The following is a 26,295-nucleotide window of genomic DNA, read 5'->3' as shown; positions in this document are numbered from 1 at the left end:
CGCAACCCTCGGAGCCTTGCGAGTATCGCTTTTTGCGTTGCGCGCAAGGCTTTTAGCATCACGCGCAAGGCTCGGAGCCTTGCGAGTATTGCTTTTTGCGTTGCGTTCAGTAGAGAAAGACCTTCGAGCCCTACCCATCACCTGAAGCGCGACATTTTAACGGGAGACCGGGGTGGGTTCCGGGCTTCGCCATGCGGCGGAATGCACGCAATATCGGCGAGACGTGCTCCCAAACCCGCCTGACGCCGACGATTACCGGCACCGGTCCGCCAAACCCATCCGACCGCTTCGGTCCGACTAGTCCCGCCCGGCAACCCCGGCGCCGGCTCGTTCGCGCAAAGCCTCGTAAAGCTGAGCCGGCCCCAGCAGAATCTCGCGTAAACCGCCGCGCACCCGCGCCGAATCCAAGGCCTGCTTGCTCATGGTATTGTGCGCCGCGAAGGCATCGATAATGGCGTTCAGCAACTCGCTGGAGAAATCCGGCGAATTGGCAAACTGCTCCTTGGTGTTGTTGGCCGCTTGCGTCACCAGAATGGTCGATTCCAGCAATTTGCCCTTAATGACGCTATTGACGTAAACCAGCCGGTCATCGTCGGTCAAATCGCCTTCGAACAAGTCATTGACCTTGGCAATGATTTCCACCAGATAGGCTTTTTCCTTTTCCTGAATTGAACCGCTACCAGCCCCGTTCATCGGTTCCAGTTTTTTATACTCGCCCGTTTCCAGGGCTAAATCACGTTTGCCGGTACGCTTCAGATTGTGGTGAGTCAAGATAACCTTGGATAAATCAATGCCTTCGCGCTCCCGACCAAACGCCAGCAGCGGCAACAAGCGCCGGTAGAAGATAAAGCGTTTTTCAATGGCGGTATTACCGTAATCGAAGATTTGCGACAGGAAGGCATACATCCGCTGGAAAGCGGTCATGTCATGCTTGAACAGGATCAGCGCATCCAGTTCGTTTTGCGCGTCCGCCGCCGCTTTGCCGTCTTCGTTGGCCTTGGCAATGTTCAGCTTGTCCTGTGCCGCTTTGTAACGCAGCAACAGCCGCGACACGACCGGCTCCAGTGCGCCGGCCAATTCGCTTTGCTTGGCATGGGGATTAAACTCTACGTCTACCACCCTGTTAACTTCAAACTCGTCATAAAAGCCGGTCGCATCCAGCTTCATGCGTAAATCGAACACCCGATGCGGATCGGTGACGTTGGAGAGTTCGGCAGTTTCGTAATAGGCTTTAAAGGCGGCGAGAATGTCCTCCGGAGCGTTGACGAAGTCCACGACATAGGTGGTGTCTTTGCCTTGATAAGCACGATTGAGGCGAGACAGCGTCTGCACGGCGGCAATGCCGGCCAGCCGTTTGTCCACATACATGCCGCACAGCAAGGGCTGGTCGAAACCGGTCTGAAACTTATTGGCGACCAACAGGATTTGATAGTCGTCGGTGTTGAACGCTTCGCGAATGTCTTGCCCTTTTAGGGCGGGGTTCATGGCATGGCTGGTTTCGCTGAACGGGTCCGCGCCGGATTGCGGGTCGTTCACTTCGCCGGAAAACGCCACCAGCGTGCCGATTTTGTAGCCGTTTTCTTTAATGTATTTATCGATCGCCAACCGCCAGCGCACCGCTTCCACGCGACTGCCGACCACCACCATCGCCTTGGCTTTGCCATTCAACAATGGGGCGACGTTTTCGCGGAAATGCTCGACCACCACCTGCACCTTTTGGCTGATATTGTAAGGATGCAGCCGCACCCAGCGCATGATGCCTTTCAGGGCTTCGCCGCGCTCGACTTCCTTGTCGTCCAGTTCCTTGCCGTCATGCGCCAGTTTGAAGGCCAGCTTATACGGCGTGTAGTTCTTCAACACATCCAGGATGAAGCCTTCCTCGATGGCTTGGCGCATCGAATAGACATGAAACGGTGCCGGCAGGTTATCGGCATCGGCCGGCAAATCCGGATTCGGCCGGCGACCGAACAACTCCAGGGTCTTGGCCTTGGGCGTGGCGGTGAAGGCCACATAGGTGATGCCGCTCTCGGCCGAACGGTTGGCCATTTGCGCGGCCAGCAGGTCTTCGGTGCCGATTTCGCCGCCGTCGCTTAATTCCTGCAACTCTTCCGCCGACAACACCGCTTTCAGCTTGGCGGCCGCCTCGCCGGTTTGCGACGAGTGCGCTTCGTCGGCAATCACGGCAAAGCGTTTGCCTTGCGTCGCTGCAAGCTCCCGCACCGCTTTCAGCGCAAACGGGAAAGTCTGGATGGTGCAAACCACGATTTTCTTGCCGCCCGACAACGCCGCCGCCAGTTCCCCGCTTTTACTGGCGGATTCGCCTTTAATGGTGGCAACCACGCCGGCCGTGCGCTCGAAATCGAAAATCGCTTCCTGCAACTGGCTATCCAACACGTTGCGGTCGGAGACGACCAGCACGGTATCGAACAGTTTTTCATGAGCGGCATTCGACTGCATGGATGCAGAAGGTAGGGCAACGCATGGAGCAGTTGCCGAGTGCAAATCGGCCAGAAAATGCGCCGACCAAGCGATGGAATTGGTTTTGCCGGAGCCGGCCGAATGCTGGATCAGGTATTTGCCGCCCGCCCCCTCCTGCAACACCGCGGCCAGCAGCTTGCGAGTACCGTCCAACTGATGGAAACGCGGGAAGATGATGTTCTTAATTTGGTTTTTCCGGTCTTTTTGCGCGACCAGATAACGCCCCAAAATCTCCAGCCAGCTGTCCCGCGCCCAAATGTCTTCCCAGAGATAGGCGGTGCGATGGCCGTATTGCTCCCCCTCTCCCCCGGCCCCTCTCCCACTTGGGGAGAGGGGAGCAAGAATGTCTTTTTCTCGAACCGATGTTGCACTGGAAATTGGAGGGTTTTTGCCTCCCTCTCCCTCGACGGGAGAGGGCCGGGGTGAGGGTGAATAGGCTGGATTGCCGGCCCCGCCATGATTGCCCCGATTAAACGGCAGAAAACGGGTGGCCGCGCCTGCCAGTTGCGTCGTCATATAGACTTCGCTATTGCTGACCGCGAAATGCACCAAAGCCCCATTGGGGAAGGACAGCAAGGGTTCCGGGTTGCCTTGACCTTTCGGCCGTGGCTCGCGATCGAAGCGATATTGGTCGATCGCATCCTCCACGGATTGGGTGAAGTCGGTTTTCAGTTCCGCCGTCGCCACCGGAATGCCGTTCAGAAACAGGCCAATATCGATAGCGTTTTCGTTATGCGGCGAATAGCGCAGTTGCCGCACCACCCGCAGCCGGTTGGCCGCGTAGCGGGCGAGAATATCCGGATTGATGGCTAAAGCGGGTTTGAATTGGGCTAGCGCCAGGGGTTGCCGCAAGCCGATCAGTTCAATGCCGTGGCGCAAGACATCCAGCGTGCCGCGTTGATTGATGGAATCCCGCAGCCGGCCGAGCAACACCTCGCCGGCCTGTGCGCCGTGATTCTTTTCCAGTGCTTGCCATGCCCGCGGCTGGGTGTCTTTGACCCGTGCCAGCACATCCTCCGAAAACAGCGCCCGTGTGCGGTCATAGCTTGCCGCGTCGCCTTGCGCATATAGCCAGCCATGGGCGGCGAGGTGTTCGCAGATTTCAGTTTCGAAGTGAATTTCGTGATGCAGGGTCATCCATCATCCTTAAGTGATCGTACCAGGCTTAGGCCAACATTTCCATCAACACTGCATGCCACGCCGCCGGCTCGATCTCGCCCATTTTGCCGAGCAAGCGTCGTTTATCCACGCAACGGATTTGATCCAGCAAGATGCGTGCGGGACGATTATCAAAAACCACTTCCGGCCGACAGCCCAACGCTTGCCCTTTACTGGTGAGCGGCGCAATGATCACCCGTGGCAACGCCGTATTCAGATCGTCCGGCGACACCACCAGCGCCGGTCGGGTTTTCCGGATTTCCGTGCCGACCGTCGGATCAAGATTGACCCAGTACACGTCGCCGCGCTTTACCACTCCCATTCCCCGTCTGCCTCGTCGACCGGCAACGCGGCCAGCACATCGCTATCCCCTTCCGGCTGATAACCGTCAAACCAGCCGCTACGCGGCGTTTTTAAGGCTTCGATCACCAACGTTTTGCCTTCCAAGCGTAAATCCACTTCTTCGCCCAGACCGCAGGCTTCCAATAAAGCGGCCGGGATAATTACCCCGCGCGAATTACCCACTTTTCTTAACTGTGTGCGCATGGCTACAGCCCTTAATAAAAAAGTTATAACAATGTTATTACTAACGATCTGAAAAAACAAGCCCGCGCACATCGATTTTGCCGGTGACGGTGGCGGAAAGTAGGTCGGGTTTACCCTAAAGGGCATAAAAGCGAAAGCGTAACCCGACAAGCCGCGTCAAACTGTCGGGTTAGAGCTGCGCCTAACCCGACCTACGAAAAACTTCCCTGTGCAAGCTCATCATGTGCGGTTTATGTTGAGGTGTCGGAAATCAGGCCCAGTTTGACAGCCCAGGCATGAGGTATGCGCACTGTAACTGTGCCGGGAGAGGTGGCGTTAAATTCAACGCCGTTCAACTCCAGATAAATGGGGCATTCTTCGTCTTTCATGCTTAGCGTGTCCAGACAATCGGCATACAGATGGTAACCGCCGCCAGATTCATCGTCGAAATATTGAATAGTGGCTTTGGTGCTCATTGTTGCACCCACGAATCAATTGAGTCAGGGGATGGTGAAACAGCCATGGATTGCGGTTGGGAACGTATATAAAGTGTTTCCGGAGCTATATCCAACTCGCCGGGCCAGCTGACTGTGCCGAATGCCAGATACGCCTGTGCAAATAAATTGAAATCTTTTAAGCGAACAAATACGCCGCGATCCAGATAAGGCGTCACATCAAACACACGGCGCTCGCCGTTGATATAGGACAACAGCAAGCGATACGTGGGCAGAACCTGCACGGCGGTAATTTCGGGAATCATCTGCACCTCCTCATTTCAAGGGATCGATACGAAACGGGGCTTCGCCGTTTACCGCTAGCTCCCAATCTGCCAGTAATTCATCGCGGTGGATTTCGATCCAGGCCTGGACCAGGCGCAATTTGGCCGGCGGAAAGGTGCCTGCCAGACAGGCGCCATCGTCGATGGCAAACGATGCGTCCTGCCCTGGTAACGGACATGAATATGCGGCCGTTTGTGTTGTTCGTCATCAAAGAAATACAGCATGACGATAACGCCGTAGAACATGGAAATCACGGGCAGGGTCAATTCTCCGGGGGTATTGAAACTGATCTTACATCAATCTTGCCGGTGACGGCGGAAAGTAGGTCGGGTTAGCGATAGCGTAACCCGACAGCCACATCGAACAATGTCGGGTTACGGCTGCGCCTAACCCGACCTACGAAAAACCGCGTACATCAATCTTGCCGGTCACGGCGGCGGAAATTAGGGCGGTGCGGCGTTCTTGCAGCAAGTTGATTACGGTTTTGGCTTCCGTGGTAAGAGTGTCGAGTTTTGCCGTTTCGTTGTCGAGAAAGGTAATAATGTCCACTTGTTCAGAAAGAGGGGGGAGAGCAAGCCAGATTTTAATCATGCGTGTAAGACCAAGGTCTTGATTTGTTGCGCCGCGTGTATGCAGTTGCGATTGTTCGTATCCTCCATTGCTGTTCAATGCATATGCAATGTAGTAAGGATGCGCAATGTCGCGTGCGATCTTCAAAACTGCCACATGAACCCAGACTTGAAAACGATCCGTTAGGTCAACAACTCTTGCTATACCTGTTGTTCCACCCTTCGTGTATAGAATATCCCCAACTTCAGGGATTACTCGTTTTGAAAACTCAGCATAGTCAGCTTCAGAAATAAACTTCGCATCTTCAAGCGACCAAGAGTTGACGTTTATGTTTCTTGCCGAGAGGAACATTACCCCATCATCGACGTAGTTCGGTGAAAAATGTGGTCCATCGGAAACCTTCAGACATACTCTTCCAAGCTGCACTCTATCCCAATGTTCCGGCACCTCGCCCAACCATTCAATGCCGGAATCCTTCATCGGCGCGTTGGGGTTGAGGCCTTTGGTGACAGCGTGGGAAATCACCGCCTGCCGCTTTTCCTTCAGCAGTGCTATCAGCCGTTGCTGTTCGGCAATCAGCGCGTCAATCTTTGCAGTTTCGCGGTCGAGGAAGGTGGCGATGGTTTTTTGTTCGTAAGCGGTCCTTTAACAGCATCTGTATAAACAGCTCGAAAGGAACGAAGATAGTGTCCACTTATAATCAGGTGGACACCTATGAAGGAGCATAACACGCGATTATCGCGGCCATTAATCGTGGGGCACGGGCGAGACGGCCGTTGCCTTTATGATCCGGAAGCCAAGCGGGAGCTAGTGAAAGTTTGCTTGCATTCGGGCACATCGGTTGCCAAGATCGCTCTGCAATACGGTATCAATGCCAATCTGCTGCGCAAGTGGATGGGGCATTACCGAGAAACAGGACATCCGAATCCGAACAGTCCATTAACGTTGCCGGCTTTTGTGCCCGTTCAGTCGCTGAGCGCAGAGAAACCGGCTGAGTCAGCGCTCAGTGCGGAGTTGCCCAACGGCGTTAAACTCGCGTTACAGCCTGTCGCACTGAGCGACCTGCCGGTGATTTTGAAGGCGTTGGCCGAGCTGCCATGTTTCGTTTCGACGCAGGATTGAAGGTCTACCTGCACCGCGAGCCGGTCGACGGCCGCAAGGCCATCAATGGTTTAGCGCTGCTGGTTGAGCAGGCATTAGGCTTGAATCCGTTCGAGCCGGCCATCTACGTGTTCAGCAATCGCCGGCGGGATCGGATCAAACTGCTGTTGTGGGACCGCACCGGTTTTTGGTTGATGCTCAAGCGGCTGGAAGCCGACCGTTTTCACTGGCCGAAAGAGGCAGCAGTTGTGACGTTGACGGTCGAGCAACTCCACTGGTTGTTAGCCGGTATTGACTTGGCCGCGATGCGGCCGCATCCGGCACGAACCTATACCCAAGTAGGCTGAAACGCGGATGTAAAGCCGGTAAAATAACGGCATGACGCCCACCATCACGCTGTCCACCGAAGACTACCAAGCCTTGCTGGCCGAGCAGCAACGGCTGGCGAGTCAACTGCGGTTGGTGACGGTCGAGCGGGATTTATTGAAAGAACGTGTGGATGCCTTTCTGCATAGGCTGTATGCCGCAAAATCCGAGGCGCGGGCCAATCCGGCCCAGCGCGACCTGTTCCTGAACGAAGCCGAAGTGTTGGCGCCGAACGGTGCTCCAATCGCCGAGGAAGCCACGCCCGAAGCGGTCGAGGTGGCCGGTCACCGCCGCCAGAAACGCGGTCGCAAACCGCTCGATCCGCATCTGCCGCGTGAGATCGTGCGCCATGAATTAGCGGAAGCCGAACGCATCTGTGCGCATGACGGTACTCGTCTGGTGGAAATCGGCGCTGAAATCAGCGAGCAGCTCGACATCGTGCCGCAACAGGTGCGAGTCATTCAACATCACCGCGTCAAATATGCCTGCCCGTGCTGCGATGAAAGCATTCGCGTGACGCCGGCACCGGTTCGCATCATCCCCAAAGGCTTACTCACCGAAACGGCATTAGCCTGGGTCGTCACCGCCAAATACCAGGATAGCCTGCCGCTGTATCGGCAAGCCGCGCTGTTGAGCCGTTTCGGCGGCGATCTGTCGCGCAACACGCTGGCGGCCAGCATGGTGCGGGTTGGCGACGCAGTGCAACCCATCATCAACTTGCTGCGCGACCATCTGCTCGATGCCGATCTGATCCTGGGCGACGAAACCGTGGTTCAAGTGCTCAAAGAATCCGGCCGAGCCGCGCAAAGCAAAAGCTATCTGTGGGCACAAATGACCGGCTCCGGACCGCCGATTCGGCTGTTCAGCTACACGCCGGGGCGCGGCGGAACGCATGCGCAGCCGTTGTATGAAGGCATCAAACCCGGCGCGGTACTGATGAGCGACGGCTATGAGGTGTATAACGCCATTGCCGCCAGCCGGGGTGCGATTCACCTCGGCTGTTGGGCGCATGCGCGGCGTTATTTTGTCGAGGCCGAAGCCGCCATTCCTAAAGCCGCGCGCGGCCCGGAGCAACTGGCGACGCAGTTTATCGCGGCGATGGGTGAACTGTACGCGATTGAAACTCAGACGAAAGACCTGAGCGTCGAACAGCGTGGGCAGCGGCGCCAGGAGCAAAGCCGACCGGTTTTGGTCAAAATCGAAGCCCTGCTGCTACAACATCTGCATGCGGTAATCCCCGGTAGTTTGCTGGGCAAGGCTTTGCATTACTTGTCATCGCAGTGGTCCAAACTGATCCGCTTCGTCGACAACGGCGCTTGGCCCATCGACAACAACCTCTGCGAAAACGCCATACGCCCCTTCGTGGTGGGCCGCCGCAATTGGTTGTTTTGCGATACGGTGGCCGGCGCCCGTGCCAGCGCTAATCTTTACTCGTTGATCGAAACCTGCAAGGCCAATAGCGTCGACCCTTACACCTATCTGGTCGATCTGTTCCGAAAGCTTCCCACCGCAAAAACTGTCGAAGAGTTCGAAGCGCTGTTGCCTTGGAATCTCGACGCCCTAACGGACTAATCGCACGCCAACGGTTAAGTCATTGTCCGTTTCAGTTCTAGTGCGTCCTTCAAAGATCGCTTACCCAAGCTCAAAGCGAATGCCTCCAAGCACAAGGCCTTGTCCCACAGCCATATCGAAAAGCTCGAAGCACAGCTACGAGACGAAGTTCAGGCCTTACTGCAAAAGGCCGACGAAACCGACGCGGTGGACGACCGGGACGGCCTTGATCTGCCGGACGAATTGGCGCGGCGGGAAGACCGGCTGAAAGCCTTGCGTGAAGCGAAAGCCAAGATCGCCGAGCGGGCCAAACCGCGCGACGCGCAAGCCGAACAGGCATACGAGGACAAGGTGTCCCGCCGGGAAGCCCAGCGGCAAGCTGGCCAAAAGCCGCGAGGCCCGGAACCCAAGGCGCCGGTAGCCGGCCCCAAGCCCGACGATCAAATCAACCTGACCGACGAGGAATCGCGCATCCTGCCGAGTCACGAAGGCTTTGTGCAAGGCTACAACAGTCAGGCCGCCGTCGATGTCGATACGATGCTGATCGTGGCCACCACGGTCACGCAGCAGACCAACGACAAACAACAAGTTGAGCCGATGCTGGCCGAACTGAAAAAACTGCCCGACGCCTTGGGCCAAGCCGAAGCCCTACTGGCGGACACCGGCTACTTCAGTGCCGCCAACGTCCAGGCTTGCGAACGAAACCGGATCGAACCTTTAATCGCCATGGGCCGTGACAGTCATCATCGGCCGTTGGCGGAACGTTTAGCCCCGGATGCGCCGGAACCGACTGGCGACGATCCGCTGGAAAAGATGGCTTGGTACTTGAAAACCCGCGAAGGCAAAGCCCGTTATGCCAAGCGCAAATGCACGGTGGAACCCGTGTTCGGGATCATCAAACAGGTACTCGGCTTTCGCCAATTCTCCTTACGCGGTCTGGATGCGGTCACCGGTGAGTGGAAACTGGTGGCCATGGCCTTCAACTTGAAACGGATGCATATCTTGGCGAGGGTCGTCTAATGGTCGAAACGATTGGCCAGCAAAAGGCTCGATTGGCGTTATCGGAATCCAACGCCAAAACGCTCGCCTAACCAGTGGCAAATCCTTCCTTCGACCGCCGTCTTCGCTGAGCTGGATGACAACAGATGTGCTGGTAAGTTAAGTCCGACAGGCTCCTAGCGCGACGGGGTTTTCACGGCGGTCTGTCTTTTCTGTCAGCAAACGAAGGTTATGTTTTAGACGCTTCACCTCCCAATGCGCCGGCACCTCACCCAACCATTCGACGCCGCTATCCTTGTAGCTTTCGTAACGCGGAAAACTCATAAGCCGTCGTCCCCTCTCCCCCACCCCCTCTCCCGCAAGGGGAGAGGGGAGTTAGGCTGTTCCGCATTAATGGGGCATTGGTTGCACTCGACGCTATTTTTTATCGATGTCAGATCGGTAAACGCAGAATTCGGGCCTTGATCTTGAATATAACCAGCGCCCTTAGCCCCTCTCCCTTCACGGGAGAGGGGTTGGGGAGAGGGTGTGTCCACATATTGACTACAAGCATCCAGAATGACAGCCAACACCCCTTCGGTATTAGTCAAAATGTCATTATTCCAAAATCGCAATACGTTAAAACCTTGGCTCCTTAGCCAATTATCCCGGTGTGTGTCATATTCGATCTGCTCTTTATGTTGCCCTCCGTCGGCTTCCACGATCAAGCGGGTTTGAAAGCAAACGAAATCGACAATGTAATTGCCAAGTGGTTGCTGCCTTTTAAATTTGAATCCATGCAATCGCCCTGCCCGCAAGTGCAGCCACAACAGGCGTTCGCAATCGGTGGCGTTTTTGCGTAGCTCGCGGGCATATTCAAGGTTCATTTCATTCCTAAACGGGCATTCAATGCGTATTTCGTAACTTGCTCATCAGCTGAGTATGCGACAACGGCGTTACCGCGCCACTCTCCATTTCGCTATCGCGGTTTTTTGCCAAGGTGATAGCTTCATCATCTGACAACTCCTCTGCCAGATAAGGGGGATCAAGACTCTCCCAAATGGTTTGGGCCAGTATGGCTCTATCGTGCGAGTTAAGTTTTAACACTTCACTGGCCAGTTGGTCGATATTCATAAAAAACCTCTGCTAACAAGTTATTCAGGCTACGTGTGCTAGGTTAACGTTACGCGCTCAAGCCGGCAATCATCTTTAATATTCTATCGGTGCATTGTTTGAGGTCCGCATCAATCGCGGCCAAGTCGCGCGGCGGCTCGAACACATAGAAATGCCGGTTGAAGGGGATCTCGTAGCCGACCTTGGTTTTATCGTGGTCTATCCACGCATCCGGCGCATGCGGCAGCACTTCGCGCTGGAAGTAGCTTTCCACGTCTTCATTGAGCGGCACGTTTTCGGTGTCGCGCAGCTCGGAATCCACTATAGGCTTTCCCTTCACATCGTATGAAATTGGCGCATTGGGGTCTTTGATTCCACAACCCTTAACAAAAAAATTAATATCTGCGGCTGTTAATTTAATGTCTAGCGATTTAGCCGTAGCTTTCAAATCCGTAGAGAAGGATTGCTGATCTGACCAAGCGTTATTGCAGGTCGTAAATAAAGTTGCAGCGATCCTTTCAAAACTTCTCATGTCATAGGCTGCATTAACCGCCATTGACGAACGGCTATTTAAAAGTGCCTTCAGATACCTTTCATTGATTTCAAACCTCATGCGTAACGGCCGCTCGACGGTGATGGTGCGATAGCCAAAATCGCTGTTCTTGAAGATAAGGGAAATCGGCTTCTTGCCATCACTGGCCTCGATGAAGTGCCCGAATAAACGGGTGATTTCGGCGATATGCTCGTCAGACAATTCCTTACGCTTGGAGCCGAGACTTTTGCGCATCTTTTGCCAGAAACCGCTGGCATCGATCAGTTGCAGCTTGCCTTTGCGGTGTTCCGGTTTGCGGTTGGATAGTATCCAGACATAGGTGCTTATGCCGGTGTTGTAAAACATATCGGTCGGCAGGCCAATGATGGCTTCGACCAAATCGTTTTCCAGCACATAGCGACGGATTTCGCTTTCGCCGGAACCGGCACCGCCGGTGAACAGGGGCGAGCCGTTGAGAACGATGCCGAAACGGCTGCCGCCGTCTTTCGCCTGGCGCATCTTGCTGATCAGATGCAGCAGGAATAACAACGAGCCGTCCGATACGCGCGGCAAACCGGGTCCAAAGCGGCCGTTGTAGCCTTGTTTCTCGTGTTCGTTGCGGATGTCTTTTTCGACCTTTTTCCATTCCACTCCAAACGGCGGATTGGACAGCATGTAGTCGAATTTCTTGAGGAGATGGCCGTCGTCGGAAAAGGTATTGCCGAACACGATATTGGCGACATCCTGGCCCTTGATCAGCATATCGGCTTTGCAGATGGCATAGGATTCCGGATTGAGCTCCTGGCCGAACATGGTCAAACGGGCTTGCGGGTTATGCTCTTCCAGATATTCGCCGGCGACCGATAGCATGCCGCCGGTGCCGGCCGTGGGGTCGTAAATGGTGCGCACCACGCCGGGCTTGGCCAGCACGTCGTCGTCCTCGATGAACAGCAGGCTAACCATCAGCTTGATGACTTCGCGCGGAGTGAAATGCTCGCCGGCGGTTTCGTTGGAAATCTCGGCAAATTTGCGGATCAGTTCCTCGAACACCAAACCCATTTGGCTATTGCTGACTTGCTCCGGATGCAAATCCACATGGGCGAAGCGTTCCGTGACCAGATACAGCAGCCCGGATTTGGCGAGGCGGTCCACTTGGGTATAAAAGTCGAAGCGCTCGAAAATGTCCCTGACCTCCACCGAAAAGCCATGGATATAGGAAATCAGGTTTTCCTTAATGTGATCCTGATCGCCCATCAGCGTTTTCATGTCCAGCGGCGAGGTGTTGTAGAAACTCTGGCCGGCCTTGCGCAGCAGGAAAGGTTCCGGATTGATGCCGGCTTGGCGCTTATCCGCGTATTCGGTCAATACCGCGTCTTTGGTGGCTTCCAACACGCAGTCCAACCGGCGTAGCACCGTAAACGGCAAAATGACCTTACCGTAATCGGATTGCTTATAGTCGCCGCGCAGCAGATCGGCAACCGACCAGAGCAAGGCGGAAAGGGATGAGTGGTTCATCGGGTCTTGTCCTTATTGATATTTCCGAAAGCGGTTTCCGACCGAGTCGCTGACCATAATCATTCAAAGGCCCAAGGCGGCGATTTTAACGCCGCCTCCCCGACTGACGCGGAGCACCATTATTTTCCGATACAGAAACTCGAAAAGATTTCGCCCAACAGGTCGTCGGACGTGAATTCGCCGGTAATGGCGGACAGGCTGGCTTGGGCTTGCCGGAGTTCCTCGGCGACCAACTCGTGGGCGGCGGCCTGGAGCTGCGCGACGGCGTTGGCGACGGCTTGCTCGGCAAGTTGCAAGGCCCGTAGATGGCGGGTGCGGGCGGCGAAGGCGCCGTCGCCGCCTTCGACGAAGCCCATGCTGTGTTTTAAATGCGTCTTCAGCAAGTCCAACCCGGCGCCGGTCTTGATCGACAAGCGGATTTCGCAACCGGCGGCGGTCTCGACCAGGCTAGGCTCGCCGCCGAGCAAGTCTAGTTTGTTGTAAAGCCTGGTCACGTTGGCGTGGGCCGGCAGCTCGCTAAGCGCCGGCTCGGCGTCGGGATCGGTACTGTCGATCAACAATAATACCCGGTCGGCCTTGGCGATTTCGGCGCGGGCGCGGCGAATGCCTTCCTGCTCGACCGGATTGTCGCTGTCGCGCAGACCGGCGGTATCGATGACGTGCAGCGGCATGCCGTCGATCTGGATGCGCTCGCGCAGTACGTCGCGGGTCGTGCCGGCGATCTCGGTGACGATGGCGGCCTCATGGCCGGCCAGTGCGTTCAACAAGCTGGACTTGCCGGCATTGGGTTTGCCGGCCAGCACCACGGTCATGCCGTCGTGCAACAAGCGGCCTTGTCGGGCGCTACGCGCAATCGCGGCCAGTTTGTCCTGTAATCGGGCGATGCGTTGGGCGACCACGCCGTCGCCGAGGAAGTCGATTTCTTCGTCGACGAAGTCTATCGCGGCTTCGATGTACACGCGTAGTTCGATCAGTTCGTCGATCAATTCGTTGACTTGGCGGGAAAACTCGCCCTGCATCGATTGCTGGGCGGCTCTGGCGGCTTGCTCGGTACCGCTGCTGATTAAATCGGCGATGGCTTCGGCCTGAGCCAGATCGATTTTGTTGTTCAGAAAGGCGCGCCGGCTGAATTCGCCGGCCTCGGCCAAGCGGGCGCCCAGCGCCAGGACGCGGCGCAACAGCATGTCCAAGACCACGCTGCCGCCGTGGCCATGCAGTTCGACGACGTCTTCGCCGGTAAAGGATTTTGGCCCTGGAAAATACAGCAGCAAGCCGCTGTCGACGACCGTGCCGTCGGCGGCGATGAAATGCGCGTAACGGGCGTAACGGGGAGCTGGTAGGGATTTGCGGGTCAGACCGGTAGCGACCGAGCCGGCCGCCGGACCCGAGATGCGGATGACGCCGACGCCGCCGTTACCGGGCGGCGTGGCGATGGCGGCTATCGTGTCGCCGTCCCGCATCGGACTCAATGGGCGTGCGCGTCTTCTTCAAGCACGTGCTTGGTGATGTACCACTGTTGCAGGATCGACAAACTGTTGTTGCAAATCCAGTAAAGCACCAAGCCGGACGGGAAGAACAGGAAGAACACGGTGAACACGATAGGGAACATTTTCATCACCTGCGCTTGCAACGGATCGATCGGCGCCGGATTCAGACTTTGCTGAATCTTCATGGTGATGCCGTAGACGATGGGCAGCAGGTAAAACGGGTCTTGCGCGGACAGGTCTTGTATCCACAGCGCGAAGTCGGCCTGACGCAATTCGACGGTCTCGATCAGCACCCAGTACAGCGAAATGAACACCGGAATCTGTACCATGATCGGCAAGCAACCGCCGAGCGGATTGACTTTCTCCTTCTTATACATCGCCATCATTTCGGTGTTGAAGCGCTGTCTGTCGTCGGCGTAACGCTCTTGCAAATCCTTCAGGCGCGGCTGAATCTTGCGCATTTTCGCCATCGATTGATAGCTGGCTTTCGACAGCTTGAAGAACAGCAGTTTGATGAACAGGGTCACGCCCATGATCGCCAGGCCCCAGTTGCCAATGTAGCCGTGGATTTCGTTGAGCAGCCAATAAATCGGCTTGGCGATGACGGTCAGCCAGCTGTAATCGACGGTCAGCTCCAGGCCGGGCGCCAAGGCTTCCATGACCGGTTGGATCTTGGGACCGACGAACAACTTGGTCTTGAACGAGCCTTCGCTATTGGGTTGAACGTTCACATCCGGCGAGTAGGAGCCGATCACATAGCGCGCGTCGTTCAGCGCCTTGGTGTAGTAATGGTTTTCCTGATCCGCCGCCGGAATCCAGGCCGCCGCGAAGTAATGCTGAATGAATCCGCTCCAACCGCCGGTCGCCGCCACGGCCAGGTTGTCTTCGGTCATTTCTTCGTACTTGACCTTCTTGAACTTCTCCTTGTCGGTATAAATCACTCCGCCCGAGTAGGTACGAATAAAATTGTTGTTGCTTTTATCGCTATGCTCTACGCGCAACAATTGCTCGTATTGGCGTCCGGACCACGCGGTCGCGGACTGGTTGACGATTTTTTGTTCGACGTCGACCGCGTAACTGCCGCGGCTGAAGGTAAAGGTTTTAACGACGCGCAGGCCTTGCTCGTTGGTCCAGGTCAGCGGCACGGTCAATTGGTCCTGGCCGTCGGCCAAGGTATAGTCGGTGCGCTCGGCGCTGAATACCGCATGGTGATCGGGCGCGCTGGAAGAGTTCTGGTTGGCGACCAGACCGGTTTGGGCCAGGAACAGGTTTTCGGGATTGCTGTCGAACAGACGTATCGGGGCCAGATTTTTCTCGGGCGCCGGCAAGCCGATCAAAGCCCACGCTTTTTGGACGACGGTATTGGTTTTCTCATGCGGGTAATTCAGCAAATCCAGATTCCGTAGCGTACCGCCCTCGACGTCGATTTCCAACTCGTACACATCGGTTTTGACTTTGACGACCCGGTCCGCCGCGACGGCTTGAGCGGTCGGCTGGCCGGCCTGCGTTTGCGCCGCATCCGGGGATTGCTGAACGTTGCTCAGCCCGGCGTCGCCGGCAACAATGGGCTTGTCGGAAACGATCGCCCGCGGCTTGGGGCCATAATCGATCTGCCACGCCTCCCACAGCATGTAGGAGATCATCAACATCGCCATGACAAGTACAAATCTAATGTTATCCATTGTTATTACTCAAATTTTTCTGGGACAGGATCGATGCCACCCGGATGGAACGGGTGGCATTTCAATAATCGTCTAAGCGTGAGATATGAGCCTTTGGCGGCGCCGTGACGCTGGATCGCCTCCAAGCCATAACTTGAACAGGTGGGATAAAAACGGCATCTGGGCCCCAGTAACGGGCTTATGAAGTACTTGTAAACCTTGATCAGGGTTATGAGCAGGAATCGCATCGATTTACCAATTTAAGCCAATGCCTTTCCAAGGACTTCCTCAATACCGGCGAGGTTGCATTTGCTGCATCCCCCCGAGCCAAAACAACGATATCTATGCTGACGATATGTTGACGCTGCAATCTAAAGCTTTCCCTGACAGCCCTTTTGATGCGGTTCCGCGCGACTGCTGTTTTTATTGTTTTTTTTGCGATCGCCAAGCCCAAGCGCGCATGCGCCAGGCCGTTGAAAGTCGCCAATACCGTAAAGTATTTATCGGTCGACTTTACGGGATTGCTAAATACATTTTTATACTCGGCGGGCGTCCCTAACCGATACCGAGCGGGAAAACCGTGTTCTTGGGCCGACAATTAAACCGTCAGCGATGCGCGGCCTTTTGCTCTGCGCGCATTCAACACTTTGCGGCCGCCGACGGTAGCCATTCTGGCGCGGAAACCGTGAGTTCTGACGCGTTTGATTTTGCTGGGTTGGTAAGTTCTTTTCATAGTTATTGCCTCGGGATAAAACGGATAAAAAAGGCTGCGAATCATACGTGATGAAACGAACCACTGTCAATTTGCCGTGTCGGATTCCCAAACCATCCAAAATCGGCTACGCTCTTTTTGGTCTGTCACCATCAGCGACTCAGGGAGTCCAAATCATGAAAAACTTATCGTTCGCCGCAATCGCGGCTTCCGCGTTTGTATTGACGGCTTGCGCCACCGCGACCGGCTGGACGCCGACCGTGGATACTTATAACGACCCCAACGCCGCGCGGCTCAACCAGGACATGCAGGAGTGCCAGCAACTGGCTTCGCAATCATCCCCGGCGGTAAAGGATACCGCAACCGGAGTCGCCGTGGGCGGTTTACTCGGCGCGGCCGGCGGCGCGGCGATCGGCGCGGTCACCGGCAACCCCGGCGCCGGCGCGGCGATCGGCGCGGCGGCGGGCGGCATCGGCGGCGGCGCGATGCAAGGCGTTCAGTCCGACGACCGTTACAAAAACGCTTACCGCAGCTGCCTGAGACAGCGCGGCCATAACGTCCTCAACTAAACCACTCGCTACTTGGAGGCTTACTTACCCGTTGTCGCCGTGGCCATCGGCGTCGTTCTGGCGTTCGATTACACCAACGGCTTCCACGACGCCTCCAACATCCTTTCCGGTGTCATCGCTTCCAGAGCGATGACACCGCTTCAGGCCATGTTATTGGTCGCTATCTTCGAATTTCTCGGCCCGTTGCTGGGCGGCACCGCCGTCGCCGATACCGTCGGTTCTTTGCTGGATTTGTCCGTGCCGCCGCGCCCGGTCGGCCTGACCGCCGTTCTGTCCGGATTGGCCGCGGCGGTGGCGTGGAATTTTTTCACCTGGTGGCGCGGACTACCGTCGTCATCCTCGCATGCGCTGGTAGGCGGCTTGATCGGCGCGGCCCTGGCCTCCTCCGAGCCGATCCCGATGGACTGGGGAATCGCAGCCCTCCTCCACGGCCGCATCCAAGGCTTCGCCAAGGTATTGCTGGCACTGTTTCTGTCGCCGTTCCTGGGTTTCGCGGTCGGATTCGCGCTGCAGCGCGCTACGATGTTCCTGCTGCGCGCCGCCCATCCGTCCATCAACCGCCGCCTGTGCCAAGCCCAATGGCTGACCGCCGCCGGCTTGGCGTTCTGCCACGGCGCCAACGATGCGCAAAAAAGCATGGGCATACTGACTCTGTTGCTGCTGCTCAGCGGACAAATCGCGACCTTTCAGGTGCCGGTGTGGGTAATGGCCGCTTGCGCGACCGCGATGACGGCCGGCGCCCTAACCGGCGGCTGGCGCATCGTTCGTACCCTGGGTTTTGCGATTTACAAGATTCGGCCGATACACGCCTTGAATTCGCAACTGACCGCCTGCTCGGTGATTGCGGCTTGCTCTATGCTAGGAGCGCCGGTTTCGACCACTCACGTCGTCGCGTCAGCCATTACCGGCATCGGCGCCTCGGACCGGCCTAGACAGGTACGCTGGGGCAAGGCCGGCGAAATCGTGCTGGCCTGGTTGATCACGATTCCCGGCTCGGCGCTACTGGCCGCGTTGATCGGCCGACTCGCCCAAATCTAACCCTCTTACCGACATGTCCGACTCGCAAAACCGTTTAGCCGCGCGGCTGTTTCAGCGCATTTTTCCGAAAACCGCCGACTTCTACCTGTTACTGCACCAGCAATGCCAACAAGTGTGCATCACCGTAGACAATTTGGTCCGCTACATGAACGAGGAAAACCCGCAAGCCGACGAAATGTTGAAAAAGGACGAGCACGATGCCGACCGAATCCGAATGCGTAATTTGCACGAATTGAACAGTTCGTTTGCCACCCCGATAGACCGCGAAGACATTTACCGGGCCATCGCCGCGCTCGACAACATCGTGACCTATTGCAAGAGCACCTATAACGAGATGGAGGCTCTGCAATTGAATCCCGACGATTATTCGAAGGCGATGGTCGCGGAATTGCAGATCGGCATCAAAGCCCTCGAGCAAGGCTTCGCGGTATTGGGCAAGCGCCCGCGCGACGCCGAAACGCACGCGTTCGCCGCGCGTCATTCCGAACGCCGGGTCGAAAAGATGTACCGCAAAGCCATTGCCGAATTGTTTCAGGGCCAGGACTATCTGGACATGTTCAAGCGCCGCGAACTATACCGCCACCTGTCCAACGCCGCCGACCGGGTCCACGCGACCGCCAACATCCTCGAAGACATCATCGTCAAGCTGGGCTAACGCCCGCTTCCGCCGGCGCCGAAGCCGGAAATTTCCTGGCCTCGACGCCCGCCCGGCGCCCTGGGGCCGCCACAATTCGCCAGGCAACCATGCTACAATTCCGGCGGTTAGAATCGTGTTCAATTAATGAGGTTCACTTCGTGGCAAACATTAGCAGCCGAAAATCCGCAATGACTCTTTTTAGCTCGCAGAATTGCATCATGAGCCATTGCGCCCGCCTCGTTGTTCACGAAAAAGGCGTTCCCGCCGACATCGAATATTTCGATCCGACCGACCCGCCCGAAGACCTGCTGGAACTCAATCCGAACGGTAATGCCCCCACCTTCGTGGAGCGCGATCTGGTGCTGTACGACGCCCGCATCATCATGGAATATCTGGACGAGCGTTTTCCACACCCGGCCTTGCATCAAATGGACCCCGTCTCCCGCGCCAACGCCCGAATGCTGATCAAACGCATCGATCAGGATTGGTATCAAATGCTCGAGGAAGCGCAACTGCAAGGCGACAAACGCGCCGCCAAAGCCAAGAAAGTTCTTAGGGAAAGTCTGCTGGCGGCCGCGCCGGTTTTCGATGCCACCACTTATTTCATGGGCGAAGACTATTCGCTGATCGATTGCGCGATGGCGCCTTTTTTATGGCGCCTGGGCAGCGTCGGCATCGACATCAGCTCGCTAGGCAAGGGTATCACCGCTTACGCCAACCGGCTATTCGCGCGCAAGGCCTTTCAGGACAGCCTCAGCCACGACGAAAAAGAACTCATGCAAAGCCAAACCAAATGACGCCACTAAAACCCTACCTGATCCGCTCCATTTACGAATGGATTTTGGATAATAGTCTGACACCCCATCTATTGGTCAACGCCGAACACCCCGGCGTCGTGTTACCCACCGACTTCGTCGAGGACGGCCGCATCGTCCTGAATATTCGCCCCGAAGCCATACAAGGCTTGACCCTGGGTAACGAGGAAGTCCAGTTCAACGCCCGCTTTTCCGGCAAGGCCATGCACATTGTGGTACCCACCAAGGCGGTGCTGGCGATTTACGCGAAGGAAAACGGCAAGGGTATGGTCTTCGACCCGGAAGATCAAGACGACGAAACGCCGCCCAGCGCCCCTGAACCGACACCGCCGCAGCGTCCGCAATTGCGGGTTGTGAAATAGCCTCCGGCCAAGCCGCGCTCGCCGCCCCGCGTTCCAGCCACGTCCGATAGTGCCGCGGCCCCTCGGAATTCGGGCGATTCGGCTAAAGACACGATTAACACGGTGCGATAGAATGCCGGGCTAGTTTCGACGGGGAGCTGTGATGACGCACGACACGCCCAAAGTTTTTAGCGACGCCGAAATCGTCGAGCGTTTGCAACGCGAACTGCCGCATTGGTATTACGAAAACGGCTGGATACGCCGCAAGTACAAGACCTCCGGCTGGAAAGCGACATTGATGGTCGTCAACGCTGTCGGCCATTTGGCGGAAAAAGCCTGGCACCACCCGGACCTGACAGTTTCCTATGCGTTCGTGATCGTCAAACTGGTCACTCACGCCGCCAAGGGCGTTACCGACAAGGATTTCGCGCTGGCGAAAAAAATCGAGGACGTCGTGCAATGGGATGCCGCCGCCGAATCCGGCGGTATTTTCGAAGGTACGCCGGACGACCCGCGTTTCAAATACATTAAAAAAGACTGAGGACAGCACGATGACTGAAATCACCGAGGTACCCAGCCCGTTCTGCGGTATCGGCACCGACGACCTGGCGATCCGGGTGGACGGCGTTAGCTTGAAAGTAGCCGCCAACGGTTGCGCGGTCAACACGCCGGGCTTCGAGCAGCCGATCACCGACACGGCGCCGCGTGTCGGCGGCCAGGCTGTTGATCTAGATACAGCGGTTGCCAAGGCAGCGGCGCTGCTGCGCGGCACCCAACAACCGGTCATCGCCGGCTGCGCCACCGACGTCAACGGTATGCGCGCTCTGTTGGCGCTGGCCGATAAATCCGGCGCAGTGGTCGATAGTTCCGCCTTCAATAATGCCCGCCGCAATTTGCTAGCCTTGCAGGATTCAGGCTGGATGAACACCACCTTGGCTGAACTGAAAAACCGCTGCGATGTATTGCTGATCGTCGGCACCGATTTGGAAGGCTTCGCGCCGCGTTTCTTCGAGCGCTATCTGTGGAACGCCGAGTCCATGCATTTGGCCGACACCGCCAGCCGCGAAATCATTTTCCTGGGCAAGGCGCCATCCGGCGAAGCCTCGACCTCGCCGACCGGCAAGAAGGCCCAAGTGCTAACTTGCGCCGACGCCGATCTACCGGATGTCGTTGCGGTATTGGCCGCGCTGGTCAAAAAGCAACCCGTAGTGGTTCAATCGGTTGCCGGCATTGCCGTCGCCGATCTGCAAACGATTGCCGACCAGCTGAAAGCCGCCCAATACGGCGTAATCTTATGGGGTGCCGCCGCGCTGGCCTACGACCACGCCGAATTGACCGTGCAAGCCCTCTGCAACATCGTCAAGGATATCAACCTGCAAGGCACCCGCTGCTCCGGCTTTCCGCTCGGCGGCCGCGAAGGCGACCAGACCGCCAACCAGGTGTGCGGCTGGACTACCGGCTACCCGGCACGGGTCAATTTCGCCCGCGGCTATCCGGAATACGATCCGTTTCTATACGACAGCCAGGCCATGCTGAATAACGGCGAAGCCGACAGCTTGCTGTGGGTCAATGCCTTCAATGTTAAGGCCGTGCCACCTAAAACCGCGTTGCCCACCATCGTGGTCGGCCGCTCCGGCATGGTGTTCGAACAAGAACCCGACGTGTTTATCCCGGTCGGCACGCCCGGCATCGACCATGCCGGCCACGCTTACCGACTGGACAACGTGGTGGCGATTCGTCTGAAAAAACTGAGAGACTCCGGCCTGCCCAGCACCGCCGAGGTGCTGCACGCCATTGAACAAGCCCTTTAGGATACCGACATGCTGATAAAACTCACAGGCGGCACCGTTTACGACCCGGCCAGCGGCATAGCCGGCCAGCAACAAGACCTCTTTATTCAAGACGGCCGCATCGTCGATGCGCCAACAGACGGCCGGCCGGTCGATCAAGAATACGACTTGCGCGGCAAGGTGGTGATGTCCGGCGCGATCGACATGCACACGCACATCGGCGGCGGCAAGGGCAACATTGCCCGCACCCTGTTGCCGGAAGACCACCGCTTGGACCCGGTACATCGTACCCCGGTCACCCGCTCCGGCAACGGTCATGCGATGCCCAGCACCTATGTGGCCGGCTACCGTTACGCCGAAATGGGCTACACCGCCTGTTTCGAACCGGCCGTGCTGCCAATCAACGCCCGCCAGGCGCACATGGAGATGGGCGACACGCCGATCGTCGATAAAGGCGGCTACGTGATGCTGGGCAGCGACGACTTCTTACTGCGCATGCTGACCGCAAAAAAAGACCAAAAAGCCGTCAACGATTACGTGGCCTGGACCTTGAATGCGGCCAAAGGCATAGGCATCAAAGTCGTCAACGCCGGCGGCATCAACGCCTTCAAATTCAACCAGCGCAAACTGGATTTGGACGAGAAAAACAGCCACTACGACGTCACGCCACGGCAAATCCTGCAAACCCTGGCCCGTGCGGTCAAGGAACTGGGCATCACGCATCCACTGCATGTCCACGGTTGCAACCTAGGTGTACCCGGTAACCTGGAAACCACTTTGAACACGATTCAAGGCATCGAAGGCTTGCCGATGCACTTGACCCACATTCAGTTCCACAGCTACGGCACCGAAGGCGATTTCAAATTTTCGTCCGGCGCCGCGCAAATCGCCGAAGCGATCAACCAAAACAAAAACATCAGCGCCGACGTCGGTCAGATTCTATTCGGCCAAACCGTCACCGCCTCCGGCGACAACATGCGCCAACACGCCAATCACCGCTTCGCCAGCCCCAACAAATGGGTGTGCATGGACATCGAATGCGATGCCGGCTGCGGCGTGGTGCCGTTCAAATACAAGGACCAAAATTTCGTCAACGCCTTGCAATGGGCGATTGGTTTGGAAATCTTCCTGCTGGTCGAAGACCCGTGGCGGATATTCCTGACCACCGACCACCCCAACGGCGCACCGTTCACCAGCTACCCGCATTTGATCCGCTTGCTGATGGACCGCAGTTTCCGCAACGACATGCTGGCGACTATCCATCCGGAAGCGCAGAAAATGACCACGTTGGCTTCGATCGAACGCGAATACAGCTTGAGCGAAATCGCCATCATGACCCGCGCCGGCGCGGCCCGCATTATCGGCTTGAAAGACCGCGGCGCATTGAGCCCCGGCAACTTCGCCGACATCACCGTCTACACCGAAAACGCCGACCGCCAAGCGATGTTCACCAAGCCGGATTACGTGTTCAAGGACGGCGAATTGGTGGTCAAAGACGGCCAAGTCGTAAAAGTCACCTGGGGCACCACCCACATCGTCAAACCGGAATACGATCTGTCGATAGAAAACGAGTTGAAACCGTATTTCGATAAATACCTGACCATGAAACTGGGCAACTTTAAAATCAGCGACGACGAAATAAGCGAAGACGGACGCGGAAGTTTGACGGCGCATCCGTTGAGAGGTGCAGCATGATCATTAATGGCGTAACCATCGACAAAACCTTCGCCGAAGCCTTCCCGATGAAGGCGACGCGGGCGATTATTACGGCCCAGAACGAGAAGTGGGCGATGATTTCCGCGCAAGCCATGACCGGCTTTGCCACCTCGGTAATTGCCTGCGGCTGCGAGGCAGGCATAGAGCGCGTGTTGAGCCCGGACGAAACCCCGGACGGGCGCCCCGGCGTATCCATCATGATTTACGCGATGGGCGGTAAGGGCCTAGCCAAGCAATTGGAAACCCGTGCCGGCCAGTGCGTGTTGACCTCGCCGACATCAGCCTTGTTCGCCGGCATCGCAGGCGGCAAGCCGATTCCGCTGGGTAAAAACCTGCGCTTCTTCGGCGACGGCTTCCAGATTGCCAAAAAAATCGCCGGCAAGCGCTACTGGCGGGTGCCAGTGATGGACGGCGAGTTTCTGACCGAAGCCACTACCGGCATGGTCGATGCGGTCGGCGGCGGCAATTTTCTGGTGTTAGCCGAATCGCAACCGCAAGCCCTGGCGGCTTGCGAAGCGGCGATCGACGCGATGAAAAAAATCCCCAACGTGATCATGCCCTTCCCCGGCGGCGTGGTGCGTTCCGGCTCCAAGGTCGGCTCCAAATACAAAGCCTTGAGTGCGTCGACCAACGATGCCTTCTGCCCGACCTTGAAGGGCGTGACCAAGACCGACCTGTCGGCGGAAATCGAGTCGGTGATGGAAATCGTCATCGACGGTTTGTCCAAAGAAGACATCGACAAGGCGATGCGAGTCGGCATTCAAGCGGTCTGCGAACTGGGCGCGGCCAACGGTATTAAGCGCATCAGCGCCGGCAACTACGGCGGCAAACTCGGCCCGTTCCACTTCCATCTACAGGAGATCATGGCATGACCACGTTGACCTTCACTCTGATAGAGACGCCACTGCCGGTGCAACGCGTCGATATGTCACCGCTGGTCTGCCAAAAATTGGCCGGTTTGAGCCTGGACCAGATCGCCGCGATCGAATTGCAGTCCGGCAAACGCAAACTGCGGGTCGATCAATTGTTTCACATTAACGGCAGCAATCCCGACGACATCAGCATCGTCGGCAGTACCGATAAACTGGATTTCATCGGCAAGGAACTCGCCAACGGCAGCATCAGCGTGCAAGGCGACGCGGGCGCTTATTTGGGAATGCAAATGAAGGGCGGCACGATTTCGGTGATCGGCGATGTCGGCATTTACGCGGCTTGCGAAATGAAAAACGGCCTGATCCAAATCGAAGGCAATGCTGGCGATTTCGTTGGCGGCGCATTACCCGGCAACAAGCAAGGCATGAAGGGCGGCACGGTTTTGGTCAAAGGCAGTGTCGGCCAGCGCTGCGGCGACCATTTGCGCCGCGGCCAGATTCTAGTCGAAGGCGATGCCGGCGACTATTGCGGCTCCCGCATGGTGGCCGGCACGATCGCGGTGATGGGCAAGGTCGGCCGTTACGCCGGCTATGCAATGCGCCGAGGCACCTTGTTGCTGTGGAATCAACCGCAATTGCCGGCCACCTTCAATGATTGCGGCTCGCATACCCTGGCATTTCTGCCCATGTTGTTCGCGTCGTTCAAAACCCTGAACTCCCGCTTTGCCGACAACGGCGTCGCTTTCAACCGGGTCAGACGCTTCGGCGGCGACATGGCGGAAACCGGACGCGGCGAAGTGTTGGTCAAGCTATAAAATCGCAGACTCCTAGCCGATTTCGTTCCTTGCCGGAGATATGGTTAGACCGCTAACCACCGCCAACCACGACCGCGACAGTGCCGGGCTAAAATACGTGTATCCGGTGATGTCGCGGCGGGCGGGCGGGCTATCGATAGGCATCAACTTCAACCCAAATAACGCTTGCAACTGGCGTTGCGTGTATTGCCAAGTCCCCAATCTTACTCGCGGTGCCGCGCCCACCCTGGATTTCGAGGTACTCGAACGGGAATTGCAGGGCTTTTTGGAGTGGGTGTTACATGGCGACTTTTTCGATGCTTACGATGTCGCCGCCGAACAGCGCGTCGTCAAGGACATTGCGATCTCCGGTAACGGCGAGCCGACCAGTCTAAAATCCTTCGACCGAGCCATCCGCCTGATAGGAGCGATCGGCGTGGAAACCGGCATATTGCCGGCCGGCAACTTGGTATTGATCAGCAACGGCAGCCTGGTACATCAAAAACCTGTCCAAGCCGGACTAGCCGAATTGGCGAATTGCGGCGGCGAACTTTGGTTCAAGCTGGACAGTGCCACTAGCGCTGGCCGAAACTTGCTGAACCACGCCAAATTGAGTCAAGCCAAGCTGATCGAACATCTGCAAATCGCCAGCGATTTATGCCCAACCAAATTGCAAACCTGTATTTTGCATTATCGACAGGCTTGGTCCGAGGCCGAAAAAGCCGCGTATTTGGCCTTGCTGGCGGAACTGAAATCCAGAAACATTAAAATCGCGAAGATACTGTTGTACAGTCTGGCTCGACCGTCGTTGCAACCGGAGGCAGGTGAGTTGAGAGGCGCCGATTTAAGTGAAATGACGAGTTTTGCCGCCGACATCGAAGCGCTGGGCTACGATGTCGGCGTCAGCCTTTAGGCTTTGACGTCGAGAAGAGCCCCGACCATTTTTTCGTGGGTCTTCAGTAATTTGACGCCTGCGGAATTCTCCAGCTCGGCTTCCTTCAAACTGACGATAGGTTTAAACAATTCGGTCGGCGCGATATCTTGCGAGCCGCCGACTTCGTCTTTTTGGACAGGCAACGTAGCGATGGTTTGAGCGGCCGTGGCCGCTTTCTGCTGAGCGTTGCTGATCAGGTTGGTGGCACTATTCAGTACATTGCTAATCATGGCGTACCTCCTGCAAATCAAGTTTGCATCATA

At 56.8% G+C, this 26,295-nt stretch carries 30 protein-coding genes and 1 pseudogene; 15 read left to right on the top strand and 16 right to left on the bottom strand.

Annotated features, from left to right (window positions below; genetic code table 11):
• Positions 1-297: 297 nt before the first annotated feature.
• From ACQE3D_RS06015 to ACQE3D_RS05985, 7 genes and pseudogenes are all read right to left on the bottom strand, one after another.
• Entirely contained in the window at positions 298-3,615 is a 3,318-nt protein-coding gene (locus ACQE3D_RS06015) for a type I restriction endonuclease subunit R (protein ID WP_313728724.1), read from the bottom strand.
• A 28-nt stretch (positions 3,616-3,643) separates the two neighbouring features.
• Entirely contained in the window at positions 3,644-3,958 is a 315-nt protein-coding gene (locus tag ACQE3D_RS06010) for a type II toxin-antitoxin system PemK/MazF family toxin (RefSeq protein ID WP_313728725.1), read from the bottom strand.
• On the bottom strand, positions 3,946-4,182 hold the full coding sequence (locus ACQE3D_RS06005; RefSeq protein ID WP_313728726.1) for an AbrB/MazE/SpoVT family DNA-binding domain-containing protein: 237 nt from the start codon (positions 4,180-4,182) through the stop codon (positions 3,946-3,948). Before ACQE3D_RS06005 ends, ACQE3D_RS06010 begins: the two co-directional genes overlap by 13 nt.
• Before the next feature lie 230 nt (positions 4,183-4,412).
• A complete protein-coding gene (locus ACQE3D_RS06000; protein ID WP_313728727.1) occupies positions 4,413-4,637 on the bottom strand; it encodes a hypothetical protein in 225 nt (74 codons plus the stop codon).
• A complete protein-coding gene (locus tag ACQE3D_RS05995) occupies positions 4,634-4,921 on the bottom strand; it encodes a DUF2442 domain-containing protein (protein WP_313728728.1) in 288 nt (95 codons plus the stop codon). Before ACQE3D_RS05995 ends, ACQE3D_RS06000 begins: the two co-directional genes overlap by 4 nt.
• Positions 4,922-4,931: 10 nt before the next feature.
• Positions 4,932-5,164: pseudogene (locus tag ACQE3D_RS05990) on the bottom strand (DUF4160 domain-containing protein).
• Between the two features lie 172 nt (positions 5,165-5,336).
• Positions 5,337-6,035, bottom strand: a complete 699-nt coding sequence (locus tag ACQE3D_RS05985; protein WP_313728729.1) for a restriction endonuclease subunit S — start codon at positions 6,033-6,035, stop codon at positions 5,337-5,339.
• A gap of 189 nt (positions 6,036-6,224) precedes the next feature.
• On the opposite strand from ACQE3D_RS05985, the gene ACQE3D_RS05980 reads away from it, so the two are divergent.
• The 4 genes from ACQE3D_RS05980 to ACQE3D_RS05965 all read left to right on the top strand — a co-directional run bounded on the left by ACQE3D_RS05980 (position 6,225) and on the right by ACQE3D_RS05965 (position 9,548).
• Positions 6,225-6,632 (top strand): transposase, encoded by a 408-nt coding sequence (locus ACQE3D_RS05980; protein ID WP_231883784.1) that lies wholly within the window; start codon positions 6,225-6,227, stop codon positions 6,630-6,632.
• Positions 6,608-6,958: an IS66 family insertion sequence element accessory protein TnpB gene (gene tnpB / locus ACQE3D_RS05975; RefSeq protein WP_064031840.1), complete on the top strand. Its 351-nt coding sequence runs from the start codon at positions 6,608-6,610 to the stop codon at positions 6,956-6,958. The genes ACQE3D_RS05980 and tnpB overlap by 25 nt, the downstream gene beginning before the upstream one ends.
• 31 nt (positions 6,959-6,989) lie before the next feature.
• Positions 6,990-8,549 (top strand): IS66 family transposase, encoded by a 1,560-nt coding sequence (gene tnpC, locus ACQE3D_RS05970; RefSeq protein ID WP_427551424.1) that lies wholly within the window; start codon positions 6,990-6,992, stop codon positions 8,547-8,549.
• A gap of 99 nt (positions 8,550-8,648) precedes the next feature.
• Complete coding sequence (locus ACQE3D_RS05965; RefSeq protein ID WP_313728731.1) at positions 8,649-9,548, top strand: transposase; 900 nt, start codon at positions 8,649-8,651, stop codon at positions 9,546-9,548.
• A 299-nt stretch (positions 9,549-9,847) separates the two neighbouring features.
• Here the strand turns inward: ACQE3D_RS05965 and ACQE3D_RS05960 are convergent, their stop codons facing one another.
• The 8 genes from ACQE3D_RS05960 to rpmH all read right to left on the bottom strand — a co-directional run bounded on the left by ACQE3D_RS05960 (position 9,848) and on the right by rpmH (position 16,547).
• Complete coding sequence (locus ACQE3D_RS05960) at positions 9,848-10,393, bottom strand: endonuclease domain-containing protein (protein ID WP_083385857.1); 546 nt, start codon at positions 10,391-10,393, stop codon at positions 9,848-9,850.
• Positions 10,394-10,412: 19 nt separating this feature from the next.
• The gene (locus ACQE3D_RS05955; RefSeq protein WP_071157430.1) at positions 10,413-10,640 is read right to left on the bottom strand and encodes an addiction module protein; all 228 of its coding nucleotides are present in this window, start codon (positions 10,638-10,640) and stop codon (positions 10,413-10,415) included.
• A 49-nt stretch (positions 10,641-10,689) separates the two neighbouring features.
• Positions 10,690-12,666 carry a type I restriction-modification system subunit M gene (locus ACQE3D_RS05950; protein WP_313728732.1) on the bottom strand — a complete coding sequence of 659 codons (1,977 nt, stop codon included), beginning with the start codon at positions 12,664-12,666 and terminating at the stop codon, positions 10,690-10,692.
• 119 nt (positions 12,667-12,785) lie between these two features.
• Positions 12,786-14,126 (bottom strand): tRNA uridine-5-carboxymethylaminomethyl(34) synthesis GTPase MnmE, encoded by a 1,341-nt coding sequence (gene mnmE, locus ACQE3D_RS05945; protein WP_313728733.1) that lies wholly within the window; start codon positions 14,124-14,126, stop codon positions 12,786-12,788.
• A 5-nt stretch (positions 14,127-14,131) separates the two neighbouring features.
• Positions 14,132-15,835 carry a membrane protein insertase YidC gene (gene yidC, locus ACQE3D_RS05940; protein ID WP_313728734.1) on the bottom strand — a complete coding sequence of 568 codons (1,704 nt, stop codon included), beginning with the start codon at positions 15,833-15,835 and terminating at the stop codon, positions 14,132-14,134.
• A 5-nt stretch (positions 15,836-15,840) separates the two neighbouring features.
• On the bottom strand, positions 15,841-16,062 hold the full coding sequence (gene yidD / locus ACQE3D_RS05935; protein ID WP_082885318.1) for a membrane protein insertion efficiency factor YidD: 222 nt from the start codon (positions 16,060-16,062) through the stop codon (positions 15,841-15,843).
• Positions 16,044-16,412, bottom strand: coding sequence for a ribonuclease P protein component (gene rnpA / locus ACQE3D_RS05930; RefSeq protein ID WP_082885317.1), 369 nt, complete (start codon positions 16,410-16,412; stop codon positions 16,044-16,046). Before rnpA ends, yidD begins: the two co-directional genes overlap by 19 nt.
• The gene (gene rpmH, locus ACQE3D_RS05925) at positions 16,413-16,547 is read right to left on the bottom strand and encodes a 50S ribosomal protein L34 (RefSeq protein ID WP_064024743.1); all 135 of its coding nucleotides are present in this window, start codon (positions 16,545-16,547) and stop codon (positions 16,413-16,415) included.
• A gap of 155 nt (positions 16,548-16,702) precedes the next feature.
• Here rpmH and ACQE3D_RS05920 point away from each other — a divergent pair, with 155 nt between their 5' ends.
• The 11 genes from ACQE3D_RS05920 to ACQE3D_RS05870 all read left to right on the top strand — a co-directional run bounded on the left by ACQE3D_RS05920 (position 16,703) and on the right by ACQE3D_RS05870 (position 26,011).
• A complete protein-coding gene (locus ACQE3D_RS05920; protein WP_064024741.1) occupies positions 16,703-17,095 on the top strand; it encodes a glycine zipper family protein in 393 nt (130 codons plus the stop codon).
• Between the two features lie 39 nt (positions 17,096-17,134).
• Positions 17,135-18,133: an inorganic phosphate transporter gene (locus ACQE3D_RS05915; RefSeq protein WP_231883529.1), complete on the top strand. Its 999-nt coding sequence runs from the start codon at positions 17,135-17,137 to the stop codon at positions 18,131-18,133.
• 13 nt (positions 18,134-18,146) lie between these two features.
• Positions 18,147-18,788, top strand: a complete 642-nt coding sequence (locus tag ACQE3D_RS05910; RefSeq protein ID WP_064024739.1) for a DUF47 domain-containing protein — start codon at positions 18,147-18,149, stop codon at positions 18,786-18,788.
• Between the two features lie 170 nt (positions 18,789-18,958).
• On the top strand, positions 18,959-19,567 hold the full coding sequence (locus ACQE3D_RS05905; protein ID WP_313728736.1) for a glutathione S-transferase N-terminal domain-containing protein: 609 nt from the start codon (positions 18,959-18,961) through the stop codon (positions 19,565-19,567).
• Positions 19,564-19,947, top strand: coding sequence for a ClpXP protease specificity-enhancing factor (locus tag ACQE3D_RS05900; protein ID WP_064024737.1), 384 nt, complete (start codon positions 19,564-19,566; stop codon positions 19,945-19,947). The genes ACQE3D_RS05905 and ACQE3D_RS05900 overlap by 4 nt, the downstream gene beginning before the upstream one ends.
• Before the next feature lie 142 nt (positions 19,948-20,089).
• On the top strand, positions 20,090-20,467 hold the full coding sequence (locus tag ACQE3D_RS05895) for a 4a-hydroxytetrahydrobiopterin dehydratase (protein ID WP_281022557.1): 378 nt from the start codon (positions 20,090-20,092) through the stop codon (positions 20,465-20,467).
• 10 nt (positions 20,468-20,477) lie between these two features.
• Positions 20,478-21,737 (top strand): formylmethanofuran dehydrogenase subunit B, encoded by a 1,260-nt coding sequence (locus ACQE3D_RS05890; protein ID WP_313728737.1) that lies wholly within the window; start codon positions 20,478-20,480, stop codon positions 21,735-21,737.
• Between the two features lie 9 nt (positions 21,738-21,746).
• Positions 21,747-23,411, top strand: coding sequence for a formylmethanofuran dehydrogenase subunit A (locus tag ACQE3D_RS05885; protein WP_313728738.1), 1,665 nt, complete (start codon positions 21,747-21,749; stop codon positions 23,409-23,411).
• A complete protein-coding gene (fhcD, locus tag ACQE3D_RS05880; RefSeq protein WP_313728739.1) occupies positions 23,408-24,304 on the top strand; it encodes a formylmethanofuran--tetrahydromethanopterin N-formyltransferase in 897 nt (298 codons plus the stop codon). Before ACQE3D_RS05885 ends, fhcD begins: the two co-directional genes overlap by 4 nt.
• Positions 24,301-25,119, top strand: coding sequence for a formylmethanofuran dehydrogenase subunit C (locus ACQE3D_RS05875; RefSeq protein WP_281022553.1), 819 nt, complete (start codon positions 24,301-24,303; stop codon positions 25,117-25,119). The genes fhcD and ACQE3D_RS05875 overlap by 4 nt, the downstream gene beginning before the upstream one ends.
• 40 nt (positions 25,120-25,159) lie before the next feature.
• A complete protein-coding gene (locus tag ACQE3D_RS05870; RefSeq protein ID WP_313728740.1) occupies positions 25,160-26,011 on the top strand; it encodes a radical SAM protein in 852 nt (283 codons plus the stop codon).
• Here ACQE3D_RS05870 and ACQE3D_RS05865 read toward each other — a convergent pair.
• A complete protein-coding gene (locus ACQE3D_RS05865; RefSeq protein WP_071157281.1) occupies positions 26,008-26,262 on the bottom strand; it encodes a hypothetical protein in 255 nt (84 codons plus the stop codon). The genes ACQE3D_RS05870 and ACQE3D_RS05865 overlap by 4 nt on opposite strands.
• Positions 26,263-26,295: the final 33 nt, after the last annotated feature.

The sequence above is a fragment of the Methylomonas sp. MS20 genome (assembly GCF_050275925.1).
Lineage (GTDB): Bacteria > Pseudomonadota > Gammaproteobacteria > Methylococcales > Methylomonadaceae > Methylomonas > Methylomonas koyamae_A.
Note: the sequence above shows the minus strand (reverse complement) of the source record. Positions and strands in the feature narration are given on the sequence as shown.

Excerpts from the sequence above, each read along its gene's own strand:
- ACQE3D_RS05870 (WP_313728740.1), top strand. The coding sequence starts at position 25,160 with ATGGTTAGACCGCTAACCACCGCCAACCACGACCGCGACAGTGCCGGG.
- ACQE3D_RS05865 (WP_071157281.1), bottom strand. The coding sequence starts at position 26,262 with ATGATTAGCAATGTACTGAATAGTGCCACCAACCTGATCAGCAACGCT.
- ACQE3D_RS05900 (WP_064024737.1), top strand. The coding sequence starts at position 19,564 with ATGACGCCACTAAAACCCTACCTGATCCGCTCCATTTACGAATGGATT.
- rpmH (WP_064024743.1), bottom strand. The coding sequence starts at position 16,547 with ATGAAAAGAACTTACCAACCCAGCAAAATCAAACGCGTCAGAACTCAC.
- tnpC (WP_427551424.1), top strand. The coding sequence starts at position 6,990 with ATGACGCCCACCATCACGCTGTCCACCGAAGACTACCAAGCCTTGCTG.
- ACQE3D_RS05920 (WP_064024741.1), top strand. The coding sequence starts at position 16,703 with ATGAAAAACTTATCGTTCGCCGCAATCGCGGCTTCCGCGTTTGTATTG.
- ACQE3D_RS05910 (WP_064024739.1), top strand. The coding sequence starts at position 18,147 with ATGTCCGACTCGCAAAACCGTTTAGCCGCGCGGCTGTTTCAGCGCATT.
- ACQE3D_RS06000 (WP_313728727.1), bottom strand. The coding sequence starts at position 4,637 with ATGAGCACCAAAGCCACTATTCAATATTTCGACGATGAATCTGGCGGC.
- ACQE3D_RS05905 (WP_313728736.1), top strand. The coding sequence starts at position 18,959 with ATGACTCTTTTTAGCTCGCAGAATTGCATCATGAGCCATTGCGCCCGC.
- yidD (WP_082885318.1), bottom strand. The coding sequence starts at position 16,062 with ATGCGATTCCTGCTCATAACCCTGATCAAGGTTTACAAGTACTTCATA.
- ACQE3D_RS05885 (WP_313728738.1), top strand. The coding sequence starts at position 21,747 with ATGCTGATAAAACTCACAGGCGGCACCGTTTACGACCCGGCCAGCGGC.
- mnmE (WP_313728733.1), bottom strand. The coding sequence starts at position 14,126 with ATGCGGGACGGCGACACGATAGCCGCCATCGCCACGCCGCCCGGTAAC.
- yidC (WP_313728734.1), bottom strand. The coding sequence starts at position 15,835 with ATGGATAACATTAGATTTGTACTTGTCATGGCGATGTTGATGATCTCC.
- ACQE3D_RS06010 (WP_313728725.1), bottom strand. The coding sequence starts at position 3,958 with ATGGGAGTGGTAAAGCGCGGCGACGTGTACTGGGTCAATCTTGATCCG.
- ACQE3D_RS05895 (WP_281022557.1), top strand. The coding sequence starts at position 20,090 with ATGACGCACGACACGCCCAAAGTTTTTAGCGACGCCGAAATCGTCGAG.
- ACQE3D_RS05875 (WP_281022553.1), top strand. The coding sequence starts at position 24,301 with ATGACCACGTTGACCTTCACTCTGATAGAGACGCCACTGCCGGTGCAA.
- ACQE3D_RS05890 (WP_313728737.1), top strand. The coding sequence starts at position 20,478 with ATGACTGAAATCACCGAGGTACCCAGCCCGTTCTGCGGTATCGGCACC.
- ACQE3D_RS05950 (WP_313728732.1), bottom strand. The coding sequence starts at position 12,666 with ATGAACCACTCATCCCTTTCCGCCTTGCTCTGGTCGGTTGCCGATCTG.
- ACQE3D_RS05955 (WP_071157430.1), bottom strand. The coding sequence starts at position 10,640 with ATGAATATCGACCAACTGGCCAGTGAAGTGTTAAAACTTAACTCGCAC.
- tnpB (WP_064031840.1), top strand. The coding sequence starts at position 6,608 with ATGTTTCGTTTCGACGCAGGATTGAAGGTCTACCTGCACCGCGAGCCG.
- ACQE3D_RS05980 (WP_231883784.1), top strand. The coding sequence starts at position 6,225 with ATGAAGGAGCATAACACGCGATTATCGCGGCCATTAATCGTGGGGCAC.
- ACQE3D_RS05995 (WP_313728728.1), bottom strand. The coding sequence starts at position 4,921 with ATGATTCCCGAAATTACCGCCGTGCAGGTTCTGCCCACGTATCGCTTG.
- ACQE3D_RS06005 (WP_313728726.1), bottom strand. The coding sequence starts at position 4,182 with ATGCGCACACAGTTAAGAAAAGTGGGTAATTCGCGCGGGGTAATTATC.
- ACQE3D_RS05960 (WP_083385857.1), bottom strand. The coding sequence starts at position 10,393 with ATGAACCTTGAATATGCCCGCGAGCTACGCAAAAACGCCACCGATTGC.
- ACQE3D_RS06015 (WP_313728724.1), bottom strand. The coding sequence starts at position 3,615 with ATGACCCTGCATCACGAAATTCACTTCGAAACTGAAATCTGCGAACAC.
- fhcD (WP_313728739.1), top strand. The coding sequence starts at position 23,408 with ATGATCATTAATGGCGTAACCATCGACAAAACCTTCGCCGAAGCCTTC.